Origin of the sequence: Advenella mandrilli, assembly GCF_016595155.1 — a bacterium.
GTDB lineage: Bacteria > Pseudomonadota > Gammaproteobacteria > Burkholderiales > Burkholderiaceae_B > Advenella > Advenella mandrilli.
The window spans coordinates 28,273-49,877 of record NZ_JAENGP010000016.1 but is presented as its reverse complement, the minus strand read 5'-3'; the positions used below and the strand labels follow the sequence as shown (position 1 = coordinate 49,877).

Genomic DNA, 21,605 nt, shown 5'->3' with positions numbered 1-21,605 from the left:
GCCTCACTACACAATATTATGTCACTCAATATCGTCATTCTTGCCGCCGGCATGGGCAAACGCATGCAGTCGGACTTACCCAAAGTTTTACATACACTAGCCGGCAAACCCATGCTGGCGCATGTCATAGAGAGTGCCATGCAGCTGGACCCCACCCGCATTACCGTTGTGGTGGGTCATGGCGCCGAAACAGTGAAAGCCGATTTTGCCCATATACCGGGCATTGAATTTGCACTTCAGCAACCCCAGCAGGGTACCGGCCACGCAGTTCAGCAGGCCGTGCCTTTCCTGACAGGCGGCCAGGCCCCTGAAGACACCACGCTAGTGCTTTATGGCGATGTGCCGCTGGTTCAGGCACAAACCCTGCAACGCCTGCTGCAAGCCCGTGAGCAAGGGGTAGCGGTCTTAACAGAAACCCTGCCTGACCCAAGCGGTTACGGCCGCATTATTCGTAACGAAGCGGGCAATGTTATCCGTATTGTTGAACACAAGGATGCCAGCGAAGCAGAACGCGCCGTGACTGAAGTCAATACCGGCATTCTTGCCGCTCCCACCGGACTACTCAAAAACTGGCTGGGCCGCATTAACAACAACAATGCCCAGGGTGAGTACTACCTTACCGATGTCATTGCCCTGTCCGTCCAGGATGGTGTAACCGTTGGTGCCGCCCAACCCGATTTTCCCTGGGAAACGCTAGGCGTCAACAGCCGCATTCAACAAGCCCAGCTGGAACGCGCCTGGCAGGCCGAACAGGCCAAACGCCTGCTGGAAGCCGGTGTAACCCTGGCTGATCCGGCCCGCTTTGACCTGCGCGGCAACCTGACATGCGGCCGGGATGTTTTTATTGACGTGGGCTGTGTCTTTGAAGGCAATGTAACGCTGGCCGATGGCGTACGGATTGGCCCGCACTGCGTATTGCGTGATGTCAAACTGGGCACTGGCACCCGGGTTGAGGCTTTCAGCCACCTGCAAGAAGCCGAAGCGGCAGAACAGGCTGTTATTGGCCCTTATGCCCGCTTGCGTCCTGGCACCCAACTGGGCGCACACTCGCATGTCGGCAATTTTGTTGAGCTGAAAAAAACCACCCTGGGCGCCAACAGCAAGGCCAACCACCTGAGCTATCTGGGCGATGCCCAAATTGGGCAGCGCGTTAACATTGGTGCCGGCACCATTACCTGCAACTACGATGGCGTCAATAAATTCCAGACCATTATCGAAGATGACGTTTTCATTGGTTCTGACACCCAGCTGGTGGCACCGGTAACCGTCCATAAGGGCGCAACCCTGGCCGCAGGCACCACACTGGTCAAGGCCGCACCCGCAGATGCCCTGACATTGAGCCCCAAGAAACAGGAAAGCAAACTAAACTGGAAACGCCCCGATAAAAAAGCATGAGCACCCCATCTGTAGCGCCTCCCCCATCACCGGCACCCAAAAAACTAGCCGGACTGCCCACCCCGGCCCGGTACTGGGCCGCCATGGCATTGCTCATTGCCATCAGCATTACTGTCCTTGACGCGGGCATCGCCAATATTGCCCTGCCCACCATTACCCAAGAGCTGGGCATTCTCCCGTCATCGTCGGTCTGGATTGTCAATGCCTACACCATTGCCATTATCTCCACGCTATTGCCGTTTTCAGCAATCTCCGAGCGCATTGGCATTACCCGGATGTTCCGGATTGGCATTGCCGTCTTCATGGCGGGTGCCGTATTATGCTGGATCGCCCAAAGCCTGGAAACCCTGATTGTGGCCCGGGTCATACAGGGTCTGGGCTCTTCTTCGGTCATGTGCCTGTTTGGCGGCCTGGTACGCAATATTTACCCGCCCCACAAACTGGCCACCGGCATCAGCCTGAATGCCATGATTGTGGGGCTGATGGCGGTTCTTAGCCCATCCATTGGCGCATTCATCATTGCCATTGCCCCATGGCGCTGGATTTTCGTTTTCACGATTCCATTTTGCCTGCTGGCGCTTTATGCTGCCCGTTTCCTGCCCCTCATTCCAACCATCAAGGCTCCCTTCGATTACATTAGCGCCTTGCTTAACATGCTGGTTTTCGGCCTGTTTATCTGGGGTCTTGATGAAGCCGGAAACATGCCCTGGGCGGCAAGCCTAGCCCTACTCTGCTCCGCCGTTTGCGCCATTTTACTGGTCCGCCGTTCGGCGCCACAACAGGCCCCGCTGGTACCGGTCGACCTGTTCCGCATTCCTGTTTTCAGGTATGCCGTCATGGTTTCGGCCCTCACTTTTGCCGCTTCCACCACCGCCATGCTGGTACTGCCTTTTTATTTTCAGCGCTCGCTTGAATTGTCCCTGACAACCGTTGGCATCCTGTTCAGCACCTGGCCTATTGGCAGCATTGTCATCGCCCCGCTGGCCGCACGGCTTTCCGCCCGTTTTCCGGCTTCTTTGCTGGCTGGCACAGGTGCCCTCATCATGGCCATTGGCATATTAGGCCTGTTATTCCTGCCGGTTCCGGCTCCCCTTACGCTCATCAGCTTTTATATGTTCCTGACCGGCATGGGTTTTGGCTTTTTCCAAACGCCCAACAACAAGGCCATGCTGCTTTCCACCCCCCATCACCGCAGCAGTGCCACCGGCGGCGTGCAGGCCACCACCCGTCTGTTTGGCCAGGGTGTTGGTGCTGGTATTGTTGCCCTGTGCTTTACTTTCAGCGAAAGCCAGGGGCCCATCTATGCGCTTGTCATTGCGGCAGGCATTATTATTATTGCCGTTGTCATCAACCTGCTGCGCTTTATCAAAAAACTGGATACAGCAGTTATTTAAACTCCACCATGACCACTCAAAAAACCACCTTGGCTGTTGCCCTGATTGTCAAGAACGAAGCCCGCATGCTGGCTGCCTGCCTGGACTCGGTCAAGGACATTGCCGATGAAATCATTATTCTTGATTCAGGCAGCACCGATGAGACCGAAGCCATTGCCCGCCGTTACACCGATAAGTTTTATGTGAACCAGGAATGGCCCGGCTTTGGCCGCCAGCGCCAGATTGCCCAGCAGTACGTGACGGCAGACTGGCTATTGTGGATCGATGCCGATGAACAGCTCACGCCCGAGCTGGCTGCCAGCCTTAGGGAAGTGTTGGCCAACCCGCCTGAAAACACCATTTTTGAAGTGGCCCGCCTAAGCTGGGCCTTTGGCCAGTTCATTCATCACAGCGGCTGGTATCCTGGCTATGTCGAGCGTTTTTACCCCACCACCCTGACCCGTTTTGATGACGCGCTGGTTCATGAAAACGTTATTATTCCGGCTGGCGCAAAAGTAAAGCAGCTTAAAGGCGACCTGCTGCATTACACCTACAACAATCTGCACGAATACCTGCTTAAATCAGCCAACTATGCCGAAGCCTGGGCCGAACAGCGTTTTCGCAAGGGCAAGAAAAACAGCCTGACCTCGGTCATGATTCACACGATTGGCCGGTTTTTCAGGACCTACTTTATCAAGCGCGGTTTTCTGGATGGCAAGGCCGGACTGCTGCTGGCGGTGCTCTCGGTACAATCCGTTTTTAACAAACATGCCATTCTCTGGCTGAAAAACAGGGAAAAGAAAAAAGAAAACAGGCCATAAAATCCCTGCATTAACCCTGGCTGCCAGGAATGCACAACACATTTGCGGCACAATAAAAAAATACATTTTACGATTTCCGCAAAGATGGTTTGACGGTGATCGCTCAGGAGTACTCATGAAAATATTGCAAATGAATTTTGAAAAAGGCTGGCGTGGCGGTGAACGCCAGACCTTGTTCAGCATGCAGGAATTTCGCAAGGCCGGGCATGAAGTAGCCTTACTGACACGGGCAAACAATGCGCTCTCGCAACAGGCAATGGCTGAAGGATTCACCATATACACCCTGTCAAAAGCCTGGCAACAGCTACCATTTTTAATCCGTCATGCAAAGCATTTCGATATCATTCATTCGCAAACGGCCAATACGCTTACCTGGCTGGTGCTGAGCAAGCTGTTTCACCACACCAAAGCAGTCTATACCCGCCGCACCGCTTTCAATATCGCCCCAAACAAAGAAAAAATCACCGCCCTGAAATGGAAACGGGTGGACCTGTTCGTCTCGGTTTGCAAAGCCTCCACAGAAGAGCCCAAGCGACTGGGCGTAGACTCGATTGTGATTCCCAGTGCCATCCCGGCGACCTACACCGCCAATGAGGAAAGAGCCGGGGCACTTATACAGGAATTTAACCTGAAAGATAAAAAAATCCTGGCCACCGCAGCCGCGCTAACCTCGGAAAAAGACCCTTTAACCCTGATACGGGCGATTGGCCATTTGAACCGCATCAGGCAAGACTTTGTTTTCCTGCATTTTGGGGCCGATGGCGATCAATCTGAGGCCTGCAAAGCCCTGATCAAAGAGTTGTCCCTTGAAAACGTTTACTTATTGGCTGGCTTTCGCAAACAGGTAGAAGACTATTACAGTGCCCTTGATGTCTTTGTCATGAGCAGCAAATTTGAAGGGGTGGGCGGCAGTGTCTTTGACGCCTTCCTGCAGCACGTACCGGTTGTTTCCACCAACGCGGGTGGCCTGAAAGAAGTGTTGGCCGATGGCCGGGGCATTCTTTGTGACGTGGGTGACAGCCAGGCGCTGGCCGAAGGCATCAATACCACGCTGGACCACCCTGAAGACGCTGCCAGCATGGCTGAAAAAGCCTACACCTACGTCATTGACGAACATAATGTAGAAAAAATGGGGCAACGTTACCTGCAGGCGTATACGCAATTGCTGGCTAAAAATCAGTAATATAGGTTTCAAACTTGCTGCGGTGGACTGAAAAAAACGTGCGCACATTACGAACATTTTTGCGGGCTGTAAACAAACGGTGCACCAGCTCATGGTAGGCCGGCATATCTGCCACCTGGATCACCAGGATAAAATCCGGCCCCGTTGAAACGCGATAGCATTGTAAAACCGCCGTTTCCCCATTCACCTCTTGCTCAAACGCCGTATTGGCTTCCGCCGTCTGCACATCCAGGGTCACTTCAACAATCGCCGTTAGCGTACTCCCGGTTTTTTGCGGGTCTACAATGGCCACCTGTTTCTGGATCACCCCGCTTTCCTGCAAACGGCGCACCCGTCTCAAACAGGTAGGGGCAGAGGCATGCACTTTTTCTGCCAATTCCTGGTTCGTTAAAGAACTGTCTTTTTGCAACTGCTGCAATATGCGCTTATCTAACTCATCCAATTCAAGCATGACTTCCTGCCATTTGAAATTAAATTACATATTTAAATAATAAATGAAATTATATTAATAACAATGGTTTATATGAAATATTCCGTTATTAATCTATTAATTTAGAAATTTAATTTCTTCCAATACAGTGCAAAATACAATCTTTACTTATCCGAACGGAGTTTTCTCATGTGTGGAATCGTTGGTGCTGTTGCGCAAAGAGATATTACCCCTATCCTGGTAGAAGGGCTTAAGCGTCTGGAATACCGTGGCTATGACTCATGCGGTGTTGCCCTGTATATAAACGGGCAGCTTAAACGCACCCGCAGCACGCAGCGCGTGGCAGAACTGGAAGCCTTGATCAAGGAAGACAACTTCAGCGGCTTTACCGGCATTGCCCACACCCGCTGGGCCACTCACGGCGCGCCTGCCACCCACAACGCCCACCCGCATTTCTCGGGCCAGGACAAGGGTGAACCCCGCATTGCCCTGGTGCACAACGGCATTATTGAAAACCACGATGAGCTACGTGATGAGCTCAAAGCCCTTGGCTATGCCTTTGAAAGCCAGACCGATACCGAAGTAATTGCCCACCTGATTAACCACCTATATAACGGCGACCTTTTTGAAACCCTGCAGCAGGCCGTGCGTCGCCTGGAAGGGGCCTATGCCCTGGCGGTTTTCTGCCGCGATGAACCGCACCGCGTGGTGGGTGCCCGCCAGGGTTCTCCCCTGGTAGTAGGCCTGGGCAACAACGAGAACTTCCTGGCCTCTGACGCCCTGGCATTGGCCGGCACTACCGACCAGATCATTTATCTTGAAGATGGCGACGTGATAGACCTGCAACTGTCCAAGGTATGGATTATTGACAGCCATGGCAAACCGGTAGAACGCCGGGTTCACACCGTTCACGCCCATACGGCTGCAGCCGACCTGGGCCCGTACCGCCACTACATGCAAAAAGAAATTTTTGAACAACCCCGTGCCGTGGGCGATACCCTGCAAGATATTGACAACATCACACCCGACCTGTTCGGCGACGATGCCTACAAGATTTTTAAAGACATTGATAACATCCTGATTTTGGCCTGCGGCACCAGCTTTTATGCCGGCCTGACCGCCAAATACTGGATTGAATCCATCGCCAGAATCCCCGTCAATGTGGAAATTGCCAGCGAATATCGCTACCGCGACAGCGTACCCAACCCCAAATCATTAGTCGTGACCATTTCCCAATCAGGCGAAACCGCCGACACCCTGGCCGCCCTGAAGCACGCCCGTTCACTGGGCATGGAACACACCCTGACCATTTGCAACGTGCAAACCAGCGCCATGGTACGCGAATGCAAGCTGAACTTCATTACCCGGGCCGGCGTGGAAATTGGCGTCGCCTCTACCAAAGCCTTTACCACCCAGCTGGTGGGCCTGTTCCTGCTTACGCTGGCCCTGGCTCAGGTGAAAGGCCGCATTAGCGAAGAAAAAGAAGCCGATTACCTGAAACAGCTGCGCCACCTGCCCACCGCCATCAGTGCCGTCCTGGCACTGGAGCCACAAATCATGGCCTGGGCCGACCGCTTCGCCAGCAAAGAAAACGCCCTCTTCCTGGGCCGTGGCATGCATTACCCGATTGCCCTGGAAGGTGCTTTAAAATTAAAAGAAATTAGCTATATCCACGCCGAAGCCTACCCCGCCGGTGAACTGAAGCACGGCCCGCTGGCCCTGGTCACCGAACACATGCCGGTGGTAACCATCGCCCCCAACGACGAACTGATTGAAAAGCTCAAATCCAACATGCAGGAAGTACGCGCCCGGGGTGGCGAGCTGTATGTGTTTGCCGATAACGATTCAAAGATTGTGAACAGCGAAGGCATGCATGTGATTCGCATGCCGGAACATTATGGAAAGCTGTCACCCATACTGCATACCATTCCGTTGCAGTTGCTGTCGTACCATGCCGCTTGCGTAAGGGGGACCGATGTGGATAAACCCCGGAATCTGGCCAAGAGTGTGACGGTGGAGTAAGGCGGGGCGGTGAACTAATTGTGCTTGTGGGCGGACAAAATAGTTGGGAACTGGGAGGGGTGAAAATGGCTGTTTTTGAGGGCTGTTTAGGTAAAAGTGACAAAATAGATGGGAACTAGGTGTGGCGTCATAAGTTAGTACGAAAATCAAAAATGACAAAATAGTTAGAAACTAAAATTCATTTATCGGGTTAATAACCGTAGCCGACCTGCCACTTAGCCTAGTACCACCCTATCCCCTGCTGGCCATTTCCCTCTCATGAACATATCAGCTTAACCTCCCTCCTAAAGTAACGCTCCGCCCCATACCGTATTGACAGCTTAAAACTTGTTTTTTACAGCTGCACTCGCCAGGGCAATAACTCGTCGATGCGATTAACCGGATAGTCAGCAATCACCGACAGCACATGACACAGGTACGCCTCGGGATTGATCCCGTTCAGTTTGGCCGTGCCCAGCAAACTGTAAAGCGTTGCCGCCCGCTCACCACCCGCATCCGAACCCAGGAATAAGTAATTCTTGCGTCCAACAGACACGCCGCGCAAGGCTCGTTCTGCAGCGTTATTATCGATTTCGATTTCCCCATCATCCAGATAGCGTGTCAAGGCCTGCCACTGGTTAAGGGCATACTGGATGGCATCGGTCGTTACGGATTTACGTGATAGGGTCGGCAACTGCTGCATGAACCACTCATGCAAGGCAAGCACAATTGGCCATGACTTGCTCTGGCGCTCGGCCTGACGAGTTTGTGGTGGACTGCCCCGGATACCGGCCTCAATTTCATACAGACGGCCAATTTGAGTGAGCACATGATGGGTGATGTCTGAGGGCCGATGGACATGAATATCATGGAACTTGCGTCGGGCATGGGCCCAACAACCCGCTTGAATAACCTTGCCGGTTCGGTATACCTCGTTGTAACCAGCATAGACATCGGCCTGTAAAATACCTTCGAAGTTTTTAAGGTGGGTTTGCGGATGCGGTGTTTGTCAAGGTAGTTGTCACTGTTTTTTGTCTTAAGCAGCTTGTTGCATCTTCATCTCTTTTTCAGGGTTCAACGTGACAGGTCCAATCGGCTCACAATTTCTGACTGGGCGTGTTCCCCAGCGTGAGGGGTTACGCAGCTTGGCCTGCTCCAGTATTGCCTGGCGTTGAGCCAGTAATGCAGTGTCTTTACCGTTATGCCGTTGCTGGGGCGTCACGAAGTTGAGTTTGCTATGACGATGCTCGGTGTTGTACCAGCTGACAAAGCGCTCAACCCATTGCCGTGCCTCATGCAGCGAAGCAAACCCAGATGATGGCCACTGTGGACGGTATTTCAGCACCCTGAACAGGGACTCCACAAATGCATTGTCATTACTGACCCGGGGACGACTGTAGGAAGGCAAGACGCCTAATTCTTCGAGTTTGGCCTTCATGGTTTGTGCTTTCATCGGCGCCCCATTGTCTGAATGCAGAATCAGGGGTTGATGCAGGCATTGCTCACGCAACAGACAACGTTGAAGCAGTTGAGCAGCATATTCACCGCTCTCAGCCTCATGGACTTCATACCCCACGATCTTGCGGCTGTACAGGTCTTCAAACAGATAGAGATAGTAAAACTGCCCCCGTACCCTTGAAGGACAGTAAGTAATATCCCAGCACCAGACTTCACAGGGCCCATTGGCCTGGTGGGTGGTCGGTTCGTGCCGACGCTGGGGTATCAGGCTTTGGCCACGGTGATGCAGTTGCCCAACCTCGCTGAGCACACGATAGAAGGTGGATTCCGAGGCCATATAAATGCCTTTGTCCAGCAGGTCAGGTACGATCTGGCTGGGTGGCAACTGGCTGTATGCCGAGCGGTTGCAGATGTCGACGATGTCTGCACGCTCTTGCGGTGAGAGCTTGTTAGCCGGTGCCGGTTTGACGGCTGTAGGGCGTTTGTCGTGCTGCACGGCACCGGCTTGGACCCAGCGTCGATAGGTGCGCAGACAGATATCTGCCTCTGAGCAGGCCCGGACCAGGCGGGCACCATCGGCATTGGCCTGTTGGATCAGCGTGATGATGGCTTGGCGCTCTGGGGTTGAGGTCATTCTTCCTCGTTGCTGTCGCTGTTGTCCCAGAGCGCATTGAGCTTGTTTCGCAGCACCAGCAAGGCAGCCGCTTCAGCCAAGGCCTTGTCCTTACGCCGTAATTCACGCTGCAGTTTTTTAATCTCCTGACGGTCATTCTGTGCCTGCTTACGCAAAGCCTTCTCTTGCTCGGCACTGCGCTCAAAGCCTTGTAAGGACTCTTCTTTCCAGCGTTTGACCTGATCAGGATAAAGCCCTTTTTCACGGCAATACGCACTGAGCTGCGCCTCAGACAGTGTAGCGGTTTCAATGACGGTCGCCAGCTTGGCTTGGGCTGACCATTGTTCTGATTTGGGTTTAGATCCTGGCACAGGGCGTCCTTCTGATTTGGCTTGTTTACGCCAATTATAAAGGGTTGCTTCACTAATGCCTTCCTGACGGGCCAGTTCGGCAACCGTCAGGTTGTAAGGGGGGAGTAATTTATTAAGTACCGCTTGTTTACGTTCATGGGAATAACGGGCCATGATGAGTGTCCTTTACCGCCTGTTTTAGTTGAAATGGGAGGGTGACAACTATCCTGACACAGGGGGCGCATTTACCGTCAAATGCTTAAGGATGAAAAACCCGGACACCCCTACCTTGAGCAGGATGATTTTGCTTTTTTACAGAGTCTGCGCGGCTGGCGCCGTGATCGCACCACCGGTAAAGAAGGACTGACACTGGCTGGACTACTGATGTTTGGCCGCTGGTCATCTATTCAGGAAGCGTTTCCATATTATTTCCTGGATTATCAGGAACAGCCAGAAGCGAAAACGGAATTGTGCTGGGTCGATCGCTTGGTGCCTGATGGCACCTGGTCTGGCAACCTGTTTGATTTTTATCGGCGTGTATACCGCAAACTAATAGCGGAACTTAAAGTTCCATTCAGTATAAAAAACGGCCAACGCAAAGAGGATACGCCAGTTCATGTCGCCTTGCGTGAAGCACTGGTTAATACATTAGTACATGCTGACTACACAGGGAGATTATCTGTTCTTGTCGTGAAGCGCCCCAATATGTTTGGATTTCGCAACCCCGGTGGTCTGCGTCTACCCGTAGAGCAAGTTATTCGCGGTGGTGAAAGTGACTGCCGCAACCGCACTTTGCACCAAATGTTCCTGCTAATAGGTTTGGGAGAGCGTGGGGGCTCAGGGATACCCAAGATTTTCAGTGGCTGGCAGAGCCAACATTGGCGTCAACCATTATTGCGAGAGAAAGACTTACCCGAGCAGACCTTGCTGAAATTACACATGCTCGATTTACTACCCGAATCTGTACTGAATACATTAAGAGGCATGTTGCAATCTCAAGGCAGATCCCGTGACAAGGTATATTACCTATCTGGTTCTGCCCCGGTTTCACCAGAACAGGTGTTTGTCTCTGTGACCAGCTCCGGTAATAACGAGACTGCAAAAGACCTTACTACCACGACAGGCACAGAGTCGCTTCATCGTAATGAACAGGATTGCCTGATTTCCCCTTTACTGGACGCTCCCATCATCGACTCACTGGCGGTCTTATCGCCCAGTTGATTTACGAGAATATGTATTCCGCATGGGAATGTATACCACCTCGGCGCCAAACAGTGCAAATAACTAATCATTAAGTAGAAAAATCCTGCCAGCCACCCTTTGCATCAGGCCAAAACAGCGCTCAATAAGTAATACGATACACAACCGCCCAATACACCCGTAAATAGCCCGCCGCGATTTAAACAGGCCAGAATAGCTGTAATGCCTAGAGATACCATTGCAGGAATCATTGAAACCTGCATTTCCTGCAAAAAAATATATACGATAAAATTTAGAAAAACGGCTGAGGGTAGAATCCTCTCCATCCACTTTATTAGCTTCTCAGGAAATTGAAAGTCGAAGAGCACCGGTAACACCCGGACGAGCAAACTCGTAAAAAAAAGTGCCCAGATGGCCGTGATTATGCCCTCATTCATACTTTTTCCATTTATCCAAAATAAGAGCCACAATGATTATGCCCGGCATCCAAAAATAAGTTGATCCTAACAACAAGTAGAAGGCAGTGCCCGATAACAGGCAAGCAATTACCATCACCAACTGCATATGAAAAATACCAGATACCCGCATCTTTATCTGTGAGACAGACAGGTGAACCAACACAACGCTGGCCGGGAACCCCAAGTGGATATCTGTGCTTAGCCAAGCATTGGGAATGGCCTTCGCAATCATGGCTCCTATTACGCCAGAAACCACCCAGAATACGAAAATAGTCAATCGAATGCAGACTGTCTCTTTAACCGTATCGCTATTTTTTTCCGTGGCGTAAGCCTCATCACCAAGTATGTGAGCAACAAACATTCTGGCAAAAAATGTCTTTGGCAACCTTTTAGTTGTGGTGAATGCAATTGGAAAGTATCGACTGTTAATAGATGCGCAAATAACCAGCATTGTCAGGAAGCCGGCATTAGCCTCTGCCAGCGGCAACAAGGCAAACTGGCCACTACCCGTAAAACCAAGAAACCCGGCGACCAGAATTTCAAGATAACTCCAGTCTGCCCGATACGCCAGAATACCAAAAAGCATACTCACTGGAATAATGGCAATAGCGGATGGGAGCACCCTGCGAAAAGACGGCATGATTTATGTTCCAACTAACTTGACAGAAGCAGGAGATCTTTACCCCTTTACATGGACAAAAAGATCCCATCCTGACCCCAAAAAATAAATCGAAATGTGCAAAACAAACACTCGGTATTTTTTTAGAATCCAGAGTCATTCTAATGATAAAAAAACCAAAGCGTCTTGTATGATCGTGCAAACTTGAAGCTAATTGCGAAGCATGAGAGTAGCCCATCGACCAGGAGGCAATCCATAAACCTTGGAAAAATGGTGTGTCATATGACTTTGATCTGTGAAGCCACAAGCTGCAGCGACATCAACCAACGCCATCCCGGTAATGATCATACTTTTGGCCTTATCAAGACGGCGCATGTTCAAATACCGATAAGGACTTGTTCCGAACAAAGCACGAAAATCTCTCGACAAGCTCCAGCGATCAGCGCCGGAGACTTGTTCAAGGCGATCCATGGTAACGGCCTCATTGAGGGTATCAAGCATGAACTGTCTGGCCAAATCGGCAGCTTTATAATTTAATTTTTTGCGCTGTTTCTTTTTACACGATACATCATTAAGAGCCTGCGCGATATCATATATGCCATCATCTTCTTCCAGACTATCTAACTGAAAATCAAGATTGGAAAGCATCCTGGCAATAGCAGAGATAACGCGCTGGTCTGTTGAAATCCCCCCGGAAATAAATGGCAAAGGCTTACCCCCGAGTACTTGCTGGATTATCTCAGGCTGAATGTAGAGAATTTTATAATGAAAGCCCGCTTCAGTTCCTGCCTCTCCATCATGGGGCTCATCTGGATGTATCACAATTGCATTGCCCGGCATACTATGTCGCATGGACTTCTGATAGTTAAAGTTATGTACACCATTAAGGGTAATGCCAAGGGCGTATGTATCGTGTCTGTGAGGCGCAAATCCATAACCGGAAAAGAAAGCCTCCATCCTTTCTATTTTTTCAGTTGGGTGCGAAACCTTTGTCCAGTCCTTTGCTGCTTTCATTTAGCCATCCAAATTTTCAATATAGCCTGCAATATCCATAAAAAAACTATTTACAAGCTTGATTCCATATATCCTGAAACTCCTGGCCCAAGAGCGAATCATCTTCAATCACGAGAAACCATGAACTAATTATGCAGGTTGGCATCTAATCCAAACCGTTTTTTTCAAATAAAGAGTGACACATGTCAATACAGAACGTTTTACAGCAATTGATGCAATCGGCACAGGGCCTGGTCTCTGGTCAAAACACATCCCAGGCCAACCCTGCCTCTACCGCATCCAACTCAAACGGCTCGTCCGGCCTTAAGGGTTTTGCCGGTGGCGCCCTTACCGGTGGAGCACTGGCATTATTAATGGGTAACAAAAAGTTCAGGAAAATCGGTGGCAAGGTGGCCACTTATGGCGGCGTAGCCGCTTTAGGGGCGGCGGCTTACCATGCTTATGGCCAGTGGAAAGAAAACAAAGCCCAGGCACCGCAAGCATCCAGCCAGCCGGTTGCCGCACCAGCTCCTGCACAAATCACCTATCAAACCCAGGCATTCAACCAGCTACCTGCCACCGAACTGGAGCAGCACAGCAAACTGGTTCTGATGGCAATGATTGCCGCTGCCAAGGCTGACGGCCATATCAATGCCGACGAACAGCGTTTGCTGGAAGCCGAATTTGATCGATTGAATGCCTCACCCGATGAGCATGCCTGGATTCGTGCCCAAATCAATAGCCCAGCCGACCCGGCTGCCATCGCCAAACTGGTGGAAACCCCCGAGCAGGCTGCCGAAGCGTATATGGCCAGCGTGCTGGTTAACGGTGCCGACAGTTTCATGGAGCGAGCCTATTTAGACGAACTGGCACGCCAGCTGGGTCTGGAAGAAAGCCTGAAAACCCATTTGGAGAATTCGGCCTTAAGCCTGCAGCAATAAGCGCTTATGCCATAAAACAGCGCGGTCCCGTTCAACCCGGTCTATAATGCGGGGCCAAACTTCATTACGGATTCCTATTCCTATGTTTTCCAATGTCAAAGAACAATGGTTCTCGAATATCCGTGGCGATGTGCTGTCGGGTATGGTGGTTGCGTTGGCTTTAATACCTGAAGCCATCGCCTTTTCCATTATTGCCGGGGTAGACCCCAAAATCGGCTTATACGCCTCGTTCTGTATCGCTGTTGTCATCTCTTTTTTTGGTGGAAGGCCAGGCATGATTTCCGCCGCCACAGCAGCCATGGCTTTATTAATGACCACCTTGGTCAAAGAACATGGCCTGGAATATTTGCTGGCAGCCACAATCCTGACCGGTGTCATTCAAATTATCGCGGGTTACCTTAAATTAGCTGAGCTGATGCGGTTTGTCTCCAAATCGGTCGTGATTGGATTCGTCAATGCACTGGCCATCCTTATTTTCATGGCGCAGTTGCCCGAGCTGACGAATGTGACCTGGCCTGTTTATGCCATGACGGCAGCAGGGCTGGCCATTATTTATTTATTCCCGCTGGTTCCTAAAATTGGCTCCTTAATTCCTTCACCCTTGGTCACAATTTTGGTGCTGACATTGGTGGCGATCATCCTGGGACTGGATATCCGTACCGTTGGTGATATGGGGCAGTTACCCGACACGCTGCCGGTCTTCCTGCTTCCCGACATTCCCTTAAACCTTGAAACCTTCAACATTATTTTTCCTTATGCCATTGCCTTGGCGGCCGTGGGTTTGCTTGAGTCAATGATAACCGCCACGATTGTTGATGACCTGACAGACACCTCCAGTGATAAAAACCGCGAATGCAAGGGCCAGGGGGTGGCCAATATTGCCGCCGGATTCATGGGTGGCATGGCCGGTTGTGCCATGATTGGCCAGTCGGTGATTAACGTGAAATCGGGAGGCCGCACCCGTTTATCAACGTTCTGTGCCGGTATTTTCCTGTTAATTCTGGTGGTTTTTCTTAGTGACTGGTTAAAGGTCATCCCCATGGCGGCATTGGTAGCTGTCATGATCATGGTATCAATTGGCACGTTTAACTGGGATTCACTTAAAAATATTCGCACCTACCCGCTCTCAAGCAATATTGTTATGATTGCAACGGTGGCTGTTGTGGTTGCCACCCATAATCTGGCTTATGGTGTGCTGATTGGCGTATTGCTGTCGGCTTTGTTTTTTGCCAATAAAATTGAACGCTACATGTCTGTCCAATCAACCCTGGATGACACGGGAAACACGCGTACTTACGTGGTTAAGGGGCAAGTTTTCTTCAGTTCTGCCGAAAAATTCACAGCGGCATTTGATTTCAGGGAAGCGCTTTCACACGTCGTGATTGATATCAGCCAGGCTCATTTCTGGGATGTTTCCGCGGTGGCAGCCGTTGATAAAGTGGTCATCAAGTTCAAGCGTGAAGGTACGCAAGTAAACGTGATTGGCATGAATGAAGCAAGCCAGACCATGATTGAAAAATTCGGCGTTCACCTTAAACCGGATGCCCTGGATCAATTGGGCAAGCACTAAAAGGAGCTTAAACCGTGTCAAAAATTATTGCATGTATTGATGGCTCACCCGGTACCCATACCGTTTGTGATTACGCCGCCTGGTTCAGCCATAAACTGAATGCACCCCTTGAACTTTTGCATGTTATTGATTCCCCCAAGGCCCAGGCCCCGCAAGATTTAAGTGGCGCCATTGGTTTTGGCAGCCGGGAAACGCTGTTGCAGGAACTGGTTGAACTGGAAGAGCGCAAGGGAAAAATTGAAATCAAGCATGGCAAGGTCTTGCTTGAAGAAGCCGGCAAATACCTGCTACATAAATTTAATCTTAAAACTCATGGTTTCCAGCGCCATGGTAGCCTGTTGGAAACAGTGGTTGTACTGGAAGAAGATATCCGTGTACTGGTAATGGGGAAACACGGCACGCAAACCGAATTGCGTTCCGACAAAATCGGGACGCAAATTGAAAATGTTGTCCGTGCGATTTATAAACCGGTATTGATCGCCACTTCTCCATTCCAGACGCCCCAATCTTTTCTGGTGGCTTTTGATGGCAGCCCGACGGCAAGAAAATGTATTGAACAAATTGCATCAAGCCCGCTTCTTAAGGGGCTGACCGCCTATTTGGTTTATGTGGGCCAGCCCAGCCAGGAAATACAAAACCAGCTGTCCTGGGCCAAAGAACAACTGGAATCACAAGATTTTACCGTCACCACAAACACGCTGGACGGTGAAGTGGATAAATCAATCATGAGTTATGCCGCATTGCATCAGATAGACCTGGTCGTGGTGGGAGCCTATGGCCACTCAAAAATACGCCAGTTTTTTATTGGCAGCACCACCACCAGGCTCATTACCCGCTCAACAAAACCGGTCCTGTTACTGCGTTAAAATCTCCTTATGAACTCCGATGATTTGGCACTATTTGCAGCGGTTGTGCACGCAGGCAGCATCTCCCGAGCAGCCATTGAAAAAGGGATGGACCAGTCTACCGTGAGCCGGCGGGTAAGCCTGCTGGAATCCGAGGTAGGAGGCCGCCTGTTCCATCGCAGTGGCCGTGGTGTGATGCTCACTGAACGCGGGCAGCAATTAATGGTTTATGCGCAAACCATTTCCAGCACCCTTGAAACTGCCATGCGGGCCATGCAAAAAGGTACGGCAACCGGGCCCGCCAGGCTGCGCATAGGTGCCCAGCCGACGATTGCCAGGATGACATTCGGCAAGCTTTACCATGCTTTCAGGGGCCGTTATCCCAATACCCAAATTCGTTTCATAGAAGGGTTGGCCAACCAGCTGTTAAGCAACCTGAATGATGGCGAGATTGACCTGCTGTTACTGTATCGTCCTGAACACGCCGGTGCCTTGTCTTATGACCCTTTGCTGCATGAAGGCATCTGGCTGATCACCCCGCCTGATTTCACGATTCCTGTCGCCAATAGCATCCCGGTCAGCCAGCTGGCTGACATCCCCCTTATCCTGCCCAGCACCCATCATGGCATACGTCTCATGGCCGAAACCGTAGCGGCACGACATGGTTTCAGCCTGAAACTGGCCCTGGAATGCGATGGCTCCACCACCATGACCAAACAACTGGTGATGGATGGCTGTGGATGCACCATCCTGCCACTGGCAGCGGTGATTGAGGATGTGAATGCCGGCCGGCTGAAAACCTACCGTCTTACCGAACCGGGCATCAGCCGTTGCGTGGCGCTGTTAATGGGTAAAACCCCAAGAGAGTCGTCAGAAACCTGGCAAATCAACCAGATCATCAAGGAAACCGTGATTGATCTGGTTCAGAATAGACTTTGGCCGGACACAGAGCTTGATGCCGCTTTACAATCCGGGCATCAACCCGGCGTACCGCCCTCCATTTAAACAGACGCCAGGCGCAACTGCGGGTTAATCTGTGCCGGGTCAGTACACAGTTCCAGCAAGGCGGGCTTGCCTGAAGCCAGGGCACGTTCAAAAGCGGCCGGGAAGTCTGTGGTTTCCTGTACCCGTTCGGCATAGGCCCCAAAAGCATGGGCAAACGTCACGAAATCCGGATTAGACAGCGCTGTACCAGATACCCGGCCAGGATACTCCCTCTCCTGGTGCATGCGTATAGTGCCGAACATGCCATTATTTACCACAATCACCACCACTGGCGCGCCAAACTGCATGGCAGTGGCCAGTTCTTGCGGATACATCATGAAGCAGCCATCACCGGCAAAACAGACCACGGTTTTTTCCGGTGCATGCAGCTTGGCCGCAATCGCTGCCGGCAAACCGTAGCCCATGGCCCCATTGGTGGGTGCCAGTTCCGTGGCGGGCTGGCGGTAACGGAAAAAGCGGTGCACCCAGACGGTATAGTTGCCTGCGCCATTGGCGATAATCGCATCATCGGGCAGCACATTATTCAAATGCGCTACCACTGCCCCCATATCCACCCCCTTGTAATCCGCTACGGGTGCCAGCGGAGTAGAGTGCGCGATGTAATCGGCACGGGCTGCCTCTGTCCAGGCACGCCAGGCGGGTTCAGCCTGCGGTTTCAAACCGGCTAACGCCGCAGCAGCGGCAGGCATGCTGGTATTGATAGGCAAATGGGCCACAAAGACACGGTTAAGCTCTGCCGGATCAACATGCAAATGAACCAATGTCTGACCGGGGCCGGGCGATGTCACCAGGCTATACCCGGCAGTAGGTGTATCCGTCAGGCGAGAACCCAGCACCAGCAACAGATCGGCCTGCTTTACGCATTCAGCCAGCTGTGGCGATGTGCCCAAGCCCAACTGCCCCACATAATGCGCATCACGGTTATCAAACAGATCCTGCCGGCGAAACGAAGCTGTAACCGGTAAATTATAAGTATGAACAAAACGGGCAAGATCACGGGTGGCATTTTCCGTCCAGCCCGTACCACCCACCACCAGCAAGGGTTTCTTTGCCTGTTCCAATAAACGGGCCAGTTCGTCAAGGTCGTGTTGTGCAGGTGCCGCCTGGCTGATACGCACAGGAGGGGCATCTGCCACGGCAGCGGCATTGAAAAGAATGTCTTCCGGCAAGGCCACCACCACCGGCCCGGGCCGACCGGACATGGCAACACTGAAAGCACGCGACACTACTTCGGGAATGCGTTCAATATCTTCAATCTCGGTAGCCCATTTTGCCAGGCTGCCAAACACCTGGCGGTAATCTACTTCCTGAAAACCCTCACGCTCTTTCATGGTGGTTTCAACCTGTCCCACGAACAGAATCATGGGGGTCGAGTCCTGTTTGGCGGTATGCACACCATTACTGGCATGGGTCGCACCCGGCCCACGGGTCACAAAAGCAATGCCTGGCCTGCCGGTTAATTTGCCATAGGCATCGGCCATATTGGAAGCGGCACCTTCATGGCGGGTCACGATGGTGCGGATTTGCGTGGCATCATGCAGGGCATCAAGTACCGGCAGGAAACTTTCTCCGGGCACACAGTACACGGTATCAACCTGGTTGTGGCGCAGTGCATCAACCAGAATCTGGCCGCCATTGCGGGAAGCGGTATCAAGTGTTTGGGCAGTCGTCATTTTATTTATCTACTTCAATCATTTACGGGAAACTCGTCAATCGAGTCTGGTGTTGGTGGCTTGCACAAGGTCTTTCCATTTAATGGCTTCCTGTTTCACAAAAGCCGCAAAATTTTCTGGCGTATCACCTACCGGCCGGGAACCGGTTTCATCAAGAATGCGCTTATACTCACTGGTTTGCATGAAATCAAGCGTGGCCTTGTTAAGCGTGTTCACAACCTCGGCAGGCGTATTGGCAGGAGCGAACAGGCCATACCAGGCCGATGCTTCCACACCCGGCAAACCGGCTTCGGCAAAGGTAGGAACCTCAGGCAATAATGGCGAGCGTTCGGGGCTGGAAATCGCGATAGGCCGTACCTTGCCAGCTTTAATGTGTGGCACGATAGCAATGGTGCTGTCAAACATCATTGGCACGTGTCCGCCCAGCAGATCGGTAATCGCCGGTGCGGTACCCTTGTAAGGCACATGCACCATATCCAGTTTGGCCGTCATTCTGAAAAGCTCGCCGGTCAGGTGCTGGGTCGTACCATTGCCCGCAGATGCCCATTGAAAATCACCTTTCTTTTCTTTAATGTATGCCAGCAACTCCTGCAGGTTATTCACCGGAACGGAAGGATTCACCACCAGCACCAGCGGTACCTGCAGCAGATTGCTGATTGGCGTGAAGTCCTTTTCCGCGTCATAGGGCATTTTTGCGTAAATATAGGGATTAATCACAAAAGGCCCGCTGGATGACAGCAGTAAAGTATGTCCATCCGGTTTGGCCTTGGCAACCATATTACTGCCGATATTGCCGCCCGCACCGGCACGGTTGTCAATGACCACAGACTGGCCCAGCATCTTCTGCAAATGCGCGGCCAAAGGACGGGCACCAATATCCGAAGGACCACCGGGCGGCCATGGCACAACCATCGTTACGGCATGAGAGGGGTACGTATCGGCGCTGGCGGTATTGCTTAAAACGGCACCTGCCATGCAAGTTGCCGCCAATAAAATTTTCCATTTTTTATGCATTGTCTTCTCCTTGAATCAAATTTTTATAAAGCATGCCAATCAGGCATTCACATAGGCGGTTTTCACGGTGGTGTAGAACTCGGCGGCATACCTGCCCTGTTCACGTGGCCCATAGCTGGAGCCCTTGCGGCCGCCAAAAGGAACGTGATAATCCACCCCTGCCGTAGCCAGATTCACCATGACCATACCGGCCTGTGCGTGACGTTTGAAATGCGTTGCCAATTTCAGTGAAGTGGTAACGATCCCGGCACACAGCCCAAACTGGGTATCGTTAGCCAGTTCCAGTGCGTGTTCATAATCATTGGCACGAATCACCGCAGCAACCGGCCCGAAGATTTCTTCCCGCGCAATGCGCATAGTGTTGTCCGCATCCACAAACAAGGCGGGTGACAGGTAGAAACCATCATGCTGGCGTTGCAAACGCTCGCCGCCATGGAGCAATCGCGCTCCTTCTTCCACGCCAATATTGATATAAGACAGATCGGTTTCCAGTTGATTCTGATCGACTACAGGGCCAATATCGGTGCCTGTGGCCAGGGCATCGCCCACTTTCACGGCAGACAAGCGTGCCTGCATGGCCTGAACAAAACGGTCATGAATACCGGGCGTGACAATCAGCCGTGAAGAAGCCGTACAACGCTGGCCGGTAGAGAAATAGGAACCCTGGATCGCGCACTCAACGGCAACATCCAGATCGGCATCGTCAGTAATCACCAATGGGTTCTTCCCTCCCATTTCCAGCTGCACTTTACCCATGCGCGCCACGACCTTGGCAGCAATAGATTGCCCTGTTGCAACCGACCCGGTAAAGGACACCCCATCAACCTCCCGGCTAGTCACGATTTCCTCGCCAACGACCGAGCCGCGCCCCATTACCAGATTAAGCACCCCGGCAGGCAAACCCGCCCTTACCAGAATATCCACCAAAGCCCATGCACTCGCTGGCACCAGCTCGGCCGGTTTGAACACCACCGTATTGCCGTATGCCAGGGCAGGCGCAATCTTCCATGCCGGTATGGCAATGGGAAAATTCCATGGCGTGATAATGCCAATAACCCCCAGCGGCTCACGGGTAATTTCGACGTCTACACCCGCTCGTACCGAAGGCAGTTTCTCACCTGCCATGCGCAAAACCTCTCCGGCAAAAAAGCCGAATATTTGCCCGGCTCGAGCAACTTCGCCAATGGCTTCGGGTAATGTTTTACCTTCTTCGCGTGCCAGCAATTGCCCCAGCTCATCCTTGCGCGCCAGAATTTCTGCTGATGCACGGGCAAGAATATTGGAACGTTCCTGCATGGGGAACATGGCCCAGGCGGGAAAGGCATCCCTGGCAGCCTGGATGGCAGCTTTCGTCTGCCCCAGATCCGCCTGGCTGAATTCGCCGACGATGTCGTTAATATTGGAGGGATTACGGTTAGTACTGACTGATTCGGCGCTCACCCACTGACCACCGATGTAATTCTTGAATAATTGTGTACGCATATGGATCCGATAATTTGAAACCGGACTACGGGTGAAAAAATGCCACCGCAGCCTTATGGTTTTGCAGTATATGGCATGCCAATGAATCCACCCATGCATCTGCTACATACCAGCTTTGCATCCCATTGGAGGAAGCGGTTTCAGGTAGTACACTATTGCTTTCCACCACTCACTACGGAAT

At 51.8% G+C, this 21,605-nt stretch carries 18 protein-coding genes and 1 pseudogene; 10 read left to right on the top strand and 9 right to left on the bottom strand.

The window, feature by feature from the left end; all coding sequences use genetic code 11:
• Positions 1-18: 18 nt before the first annotated feature.
• The 4 genes from glmU to JHL22_RS13470 all read left to right on the top strand — a co-directional run bounded on the left by glmU (position 19) and on the right by JHL22_RS13470 (position 4,772).
• Positions 19-1,395 (top strand): bifunctional UDP-N-acetylglucosamine diphosphorylase/glucosamine-1-phosphate N-acetyltransferase GlmU, encoded by a 1,377-nt coding sequence (gene glmU, locus JHL22_RS13485; RefSeq protein WP_200238518.1) that lies wholly within the window; start codon positions 19-21, stop codon positions 1,393-1,395.
• Positions 1,392-2,789 carry an MFS transporter gene (locus JHL22_RS13480; protein ID WP_200238515.1) on the top strand — a complete coding sequence of 466 codons (1,398 nt, stop codon included), beginning with the start codon at positions 1,392-1,394 and terminating at the stop codon, positions 2,787-2,789. Before glmU ends, JHL22_RS13480 begins: the two co-directional genes overlap by 4 nt.
• 8 nt (positions 2,790-2,797) lie before the next feature.
• Positions 2,798-3,589 (top strand): glycosyltransferase family 2 protein, encoded by a 792-nt coding sequence (locus JHL22_RS13475; protein ID WP_200238513.1) that lies wholly within the window; start codon positions 2,798-2,800, stop codon positions 3,587-3,589.
• Positions 3,590-3,704: 115 nt separating this feature from the next.
• Positions 3,705-4,772: a glycosyltransferase family 4 protein gene (locus tag JHL22_RS13470; RefSeq protein WP_200238510.1), complete on the top strand. Its 1,068-nt coding sequence runs from the start codon at positions 3,705-3,707 to the stop codon at positions 4,770-4,772.
• Here JHL22_RS13470 and JHL22_RS13465 read toward each other — a convergent pair.
• Positions 4,759-5,223, bottom strand: coding sequence for an Lrp/AsnC family transcriptional regulator (locus JHL22_RS13465; RefSeq protein ID WP_200238507.1), 465 nt, complete (start codon positions 5,221-5,223; stop codon positions 4,759-4,761). The two genes, JHL22_RS13470 and JHL22_RS13465, sit on opposite strands and share 14 nt — an antisense overlap.
• 168 nt (positions 5,224-5,391) lie before the next feature.
• Between JHL22_RS13465 and glmS the strand changes: the two genes are divergently transcribed.
• Complete coding sequence (gene glmS, locus JHL22_RS13460) at positions 5,392-7,224, top strand: glutamine--fructose-6-phosphate transaminase (isomerizing) (RefSeq protein WP_200238505.1); 1,833 nt, start codon at positions 5,392-5,394, stop codon at positions 7,222-7,224.
• A gap of 334 nt (positions 7,225-7,558) precedes the next feature.
• Here glmS and tnpC read toward each other — a convergent pair.
• Both tnpC and JHL22_RS13450 read right to left on the bottom strand, forming a co-directional pair.
• Positions 7,559-8,203, bottom strand: a pseudogene (gene tnpC, locus JHL22_RS13455) (IS66 family transposase); the annotation flags it as partial.
• Positions 8,204-8,239: 36 nt separating this feature from the next.
• Positions 8,240-9,798 (bottom strand): IS3 family transposase gene (locus JHL22_RS13450; RefSeq protein ID WP_200238502.1). Its coding sequence is split into 2 segments (ribosomal slippage): positions 8,240-9,345 and positions 9,345-9,798, totalling 1,560 coding nucleotides; the frame shifts between segments, so codons are not numbered across the junction.
• Positions 9,799-9,879: 81 nt separating this feature from the next.
• Between JHL22_RS13450 and JHL22_RS13445 the strand changes: the two genes are divergently transcribed.
• Entirely contained in the window at positions 9,880-10,845 is a 966-nt protein-coding gene (locus JHL22_RS13445; protein WP_200238497.1) for a DUF8451 domain-containing protein, read from the top strand.
• A gap of 104 nt (positions 10,846-10,949) precedes the next feature.
• Here the strand turns inward: JHL22_RS13445 and JHL22_RS13440 are convergent, their stop codons facing one another.
• From JHL22_RS13440 to JHL22_RS13430, 3 genes are all read right to left on the bottom strand, one after another.
• Positions 10,950-11,261: an AzlD domain-containing protein gene (locus tag JHL22_RS13440; RefSeq protein ID WP_200238495.1), complete on the bottom strand. Its 312-nt coding sequence runs from the start codon at positions 11,259-11,261 to the stop codon at positions 10,950-10,952.
• The gene (locus JHL22_RS13435) at positions 11,254-11,922 is read right to left on the bottom strand and encodes an AzlC family ABC transporter permease (protein WP_200238493.1); all 669 of its coding nucleotides are present in this window, start codon (positions 11,920-11,922) and stop codon (positions 11,254-11,256) included. The genes JHL22_RS13440 and JHL22_RS13435 overlap by 8 nt, the downstream gene beginning before the upstream one ends.
• 189 nt (positions 11,923-12,111) lie before the next feature.
• On the bottom strand, positions 12,112-12,915 hold the full coding sequence (locus JHL22_RS13430; protein WP_200238490.1) for a helix-turn-helix domain-containing protein: 804 nt from the start codon (positions 12,913-12,915) through the stop codon (positions 12,112-12,114).
• Between the two features lie 182 nt (positions 12,916-13,097).
• On the opposite strand from JHL22_RS13430, the gene JHL22_RS13425 reads away from it, so the two are divergent.
• From JHL22_RS13425 to JHL22_RS13410, 4 genes are all read left to right on the top strand, one after another.
• Positions 13,098-13,835, top strand: a complete 738-nt coding sequence (locus tag JHL22_RS13425; protein ID WP_200238488.1) for a tellurite resistance TerB family protein — start codon at positions 13,098-13,100, stop codon at positions 13,833-13,835.
• Positions 13,836-13,917: 82 nt separating this feature from the next.
• On the top strand, positions 13,918-15,405 hold the full coding sequence (locus tag JHL22_RS13420) for a SulP family inorganic anion transporter (protein ID WP_200238485.1): 1,488 nt from the start codon (positions 13,918-13,920) through the stop codon (positions 15,403-15,405).
• A gap of 14 nt (positions 15,406-15,419) precedes the next feature.
• Positions 15,420-16,271, top strand: a complete 852-nt coding sequence (locus JHL22_RS16155; RefSeq protein WP_200238483.1) for a universal stress protein — start codon at positions 15,420-15,422, stop codon at positions 16,269-16,271.
• A gap of 9 nt (positions 16,272-16,280) precedes the next feature.
• The gene (locus JHL22_RS13410; RefSeq protein ID WP_200238480.1) at positions 16,281-17,255 is read left to right on the top strand and encodes a LysR family transcriptional regulator; all 975 of its coding nucleotides are present in this window, start codon (positions 16,281-16,283) and stop codon (positions 17,253-17,255) included.
• On the opposite strand, the gene JHL22_RS13405 is transcribed toward JHL22_RS13410, so the two are convergent.
• Genes JHL22_RS13405 through JHL22_RS13395 form a run of 3 tightly spaced genes read right to left on the bottom strand, consistent with a single transcriptional unit; the run spans position 17,252 to position 21,424 of the window.
• Positions 17,252-18,928, bottom strand: coding sequence for a thiamine pyrophosphate-binding protein (locus JHL22_RS13405; protein ID WP_189384429.1), 1,677 nt, complete (start codon positions 18,926-18,928; stop codon positions 17,252-17,254). The two genes, JHL22_RS13410 and JHL22_RS13405, sit on opposite strands and share 4 nt — an antisense overlap.
• A gap of 36 nt (positions 18,929-18,964) precedes the next feature.
• Positions 18,965-19,942, bottom strand: coding sequence for a Bug family tripartite tricarboxylate transporter substrate binding protein (locus JHL22_RS13400; RefSeq protein WP_189384430.1), 978 nt, complete (start codon positions 19,940-19,942; stop codon positions 18,965-18,967).
• Positions 19,943-19,981: 39 nt separating this feature from the next.
• Complete coding sequence (locus tag JHL22_RS13395; RefSeq protein ID WP_189384431.1) at positions 19,982-21,424, bottom strand: aldehyde dehydrogenase family protein; 1,443 nt, start codon at positions 21,422-21,424, stop codon at positions 19,982-19,984.
• Positions 21,425-21,605 lie beyond the last annotated feature (181 nt).

Coding starts and splice junctions, on each gene's coding strand:
- JHL22_RS13395 (WP_189384431.1), bottom strand. CDS start 21,424: ATGCGTACACAATTATTCAAGAATTACATCGGTGGTCAGTGGGTGAGC.
- JHL22_RS13475 (WP_200238513.1), top strand. CDS start 2,798: ATGACCACTCAAAAAACCACCTTGGCTGTTGCCCTGATTGTCAAGAAC.
- JHL22_RS13445 (WP_200238497.1), top strand. CDS start 9,880: ATGCTTAAGGATGAAAAACCCGGACACCCCTACCTTGAGCAGGATGAT.
- JHL22_RS13435 (WP_200238493.1), bottom strand. CDS start 11,922: ATGCCGTCTTTTCGCAGGGTGCTCCCATCCGCTATTGCCATTATTCCA.
- JHL22_RS13465 (WP_200238507.1), bottom strand. CDS start 5,223: ATGCTTGAATTGGATGAGTTAGATAAGCGCATATTGCAGCAGTTGCAA.
- glmS (WP_200238505.1), top strand. CDS start 5,392: ATGTGTGGAATCGTTGGTGCTGTTGCGCAAAGAGATATTACCCCTATC.
- JHL22_RS13480 (WP_200238515.1), top strand. CDS start 1,392: ATGAGCACCCCATCTGTAGCGCCTCCCCCATCACCGGCACCCAAAAAA.
- JHL22_RS13405 (WP_189384429.1), bottom strand. CDS start 18,928: ATGACGACTGCCCAAACACTTGATACCGCTTCCCGCAATGGCGGCCAG.
- glmU (WP_200238518.1), top strand. CDS start 19: ATGTCACTCAATATCGTCATTCTTGCCGCCGGCATGGGCAAACGCATG.
- JHL22_RS13400 (WP_189384430.1), bottom strand. CDS start 19,942: ATGCATAAAAAATGGAAAATTTTATTGGCGGCAACTTGCATGGCAGGT.
- JHL22_RS13425 (WP_200238488.1), top strand. CDS start 13,098: ATGTCAATACAGAACGTTTTACAGCAATTGATGCAATCGGCACAGGGC.
- JHL22_RS13420 (WP_200238485.1), top strand. CDS start 13,918: ATGTTTTCCAATGTCAAAGAACAATGGTTCTCGAATATCCGTGGCGAT.
- JHL22_RS13410 (WP_200238480.1), top strand. CDS start 16,281: ATGAACTCCGATGATTTGGCACTATTTGCAGCGGTTGTGCACGCAGGC.
- JHL22_RS13430 (WP_200238490.1), bottom strand. CDS start 12,915: ATGAAAGCAGCAAAGGACTGGACAAAGGTTTCGCACCCAACTGAAAAA.
- JHL22_RS13470 (WP_200238510.1), top strand. CDS start 3,705: ATGAAAATATTGCAAATGAATTTTGAAAAAGGCTGGCGTGGCGGTGAA.
- JHL22_RS13440 (WP_200238495.1), bottom strand. CDS start 11,261: ATGAATGAGGGCATAATCACGGCCATCTGGGCACTTTTTTTTACGAGT.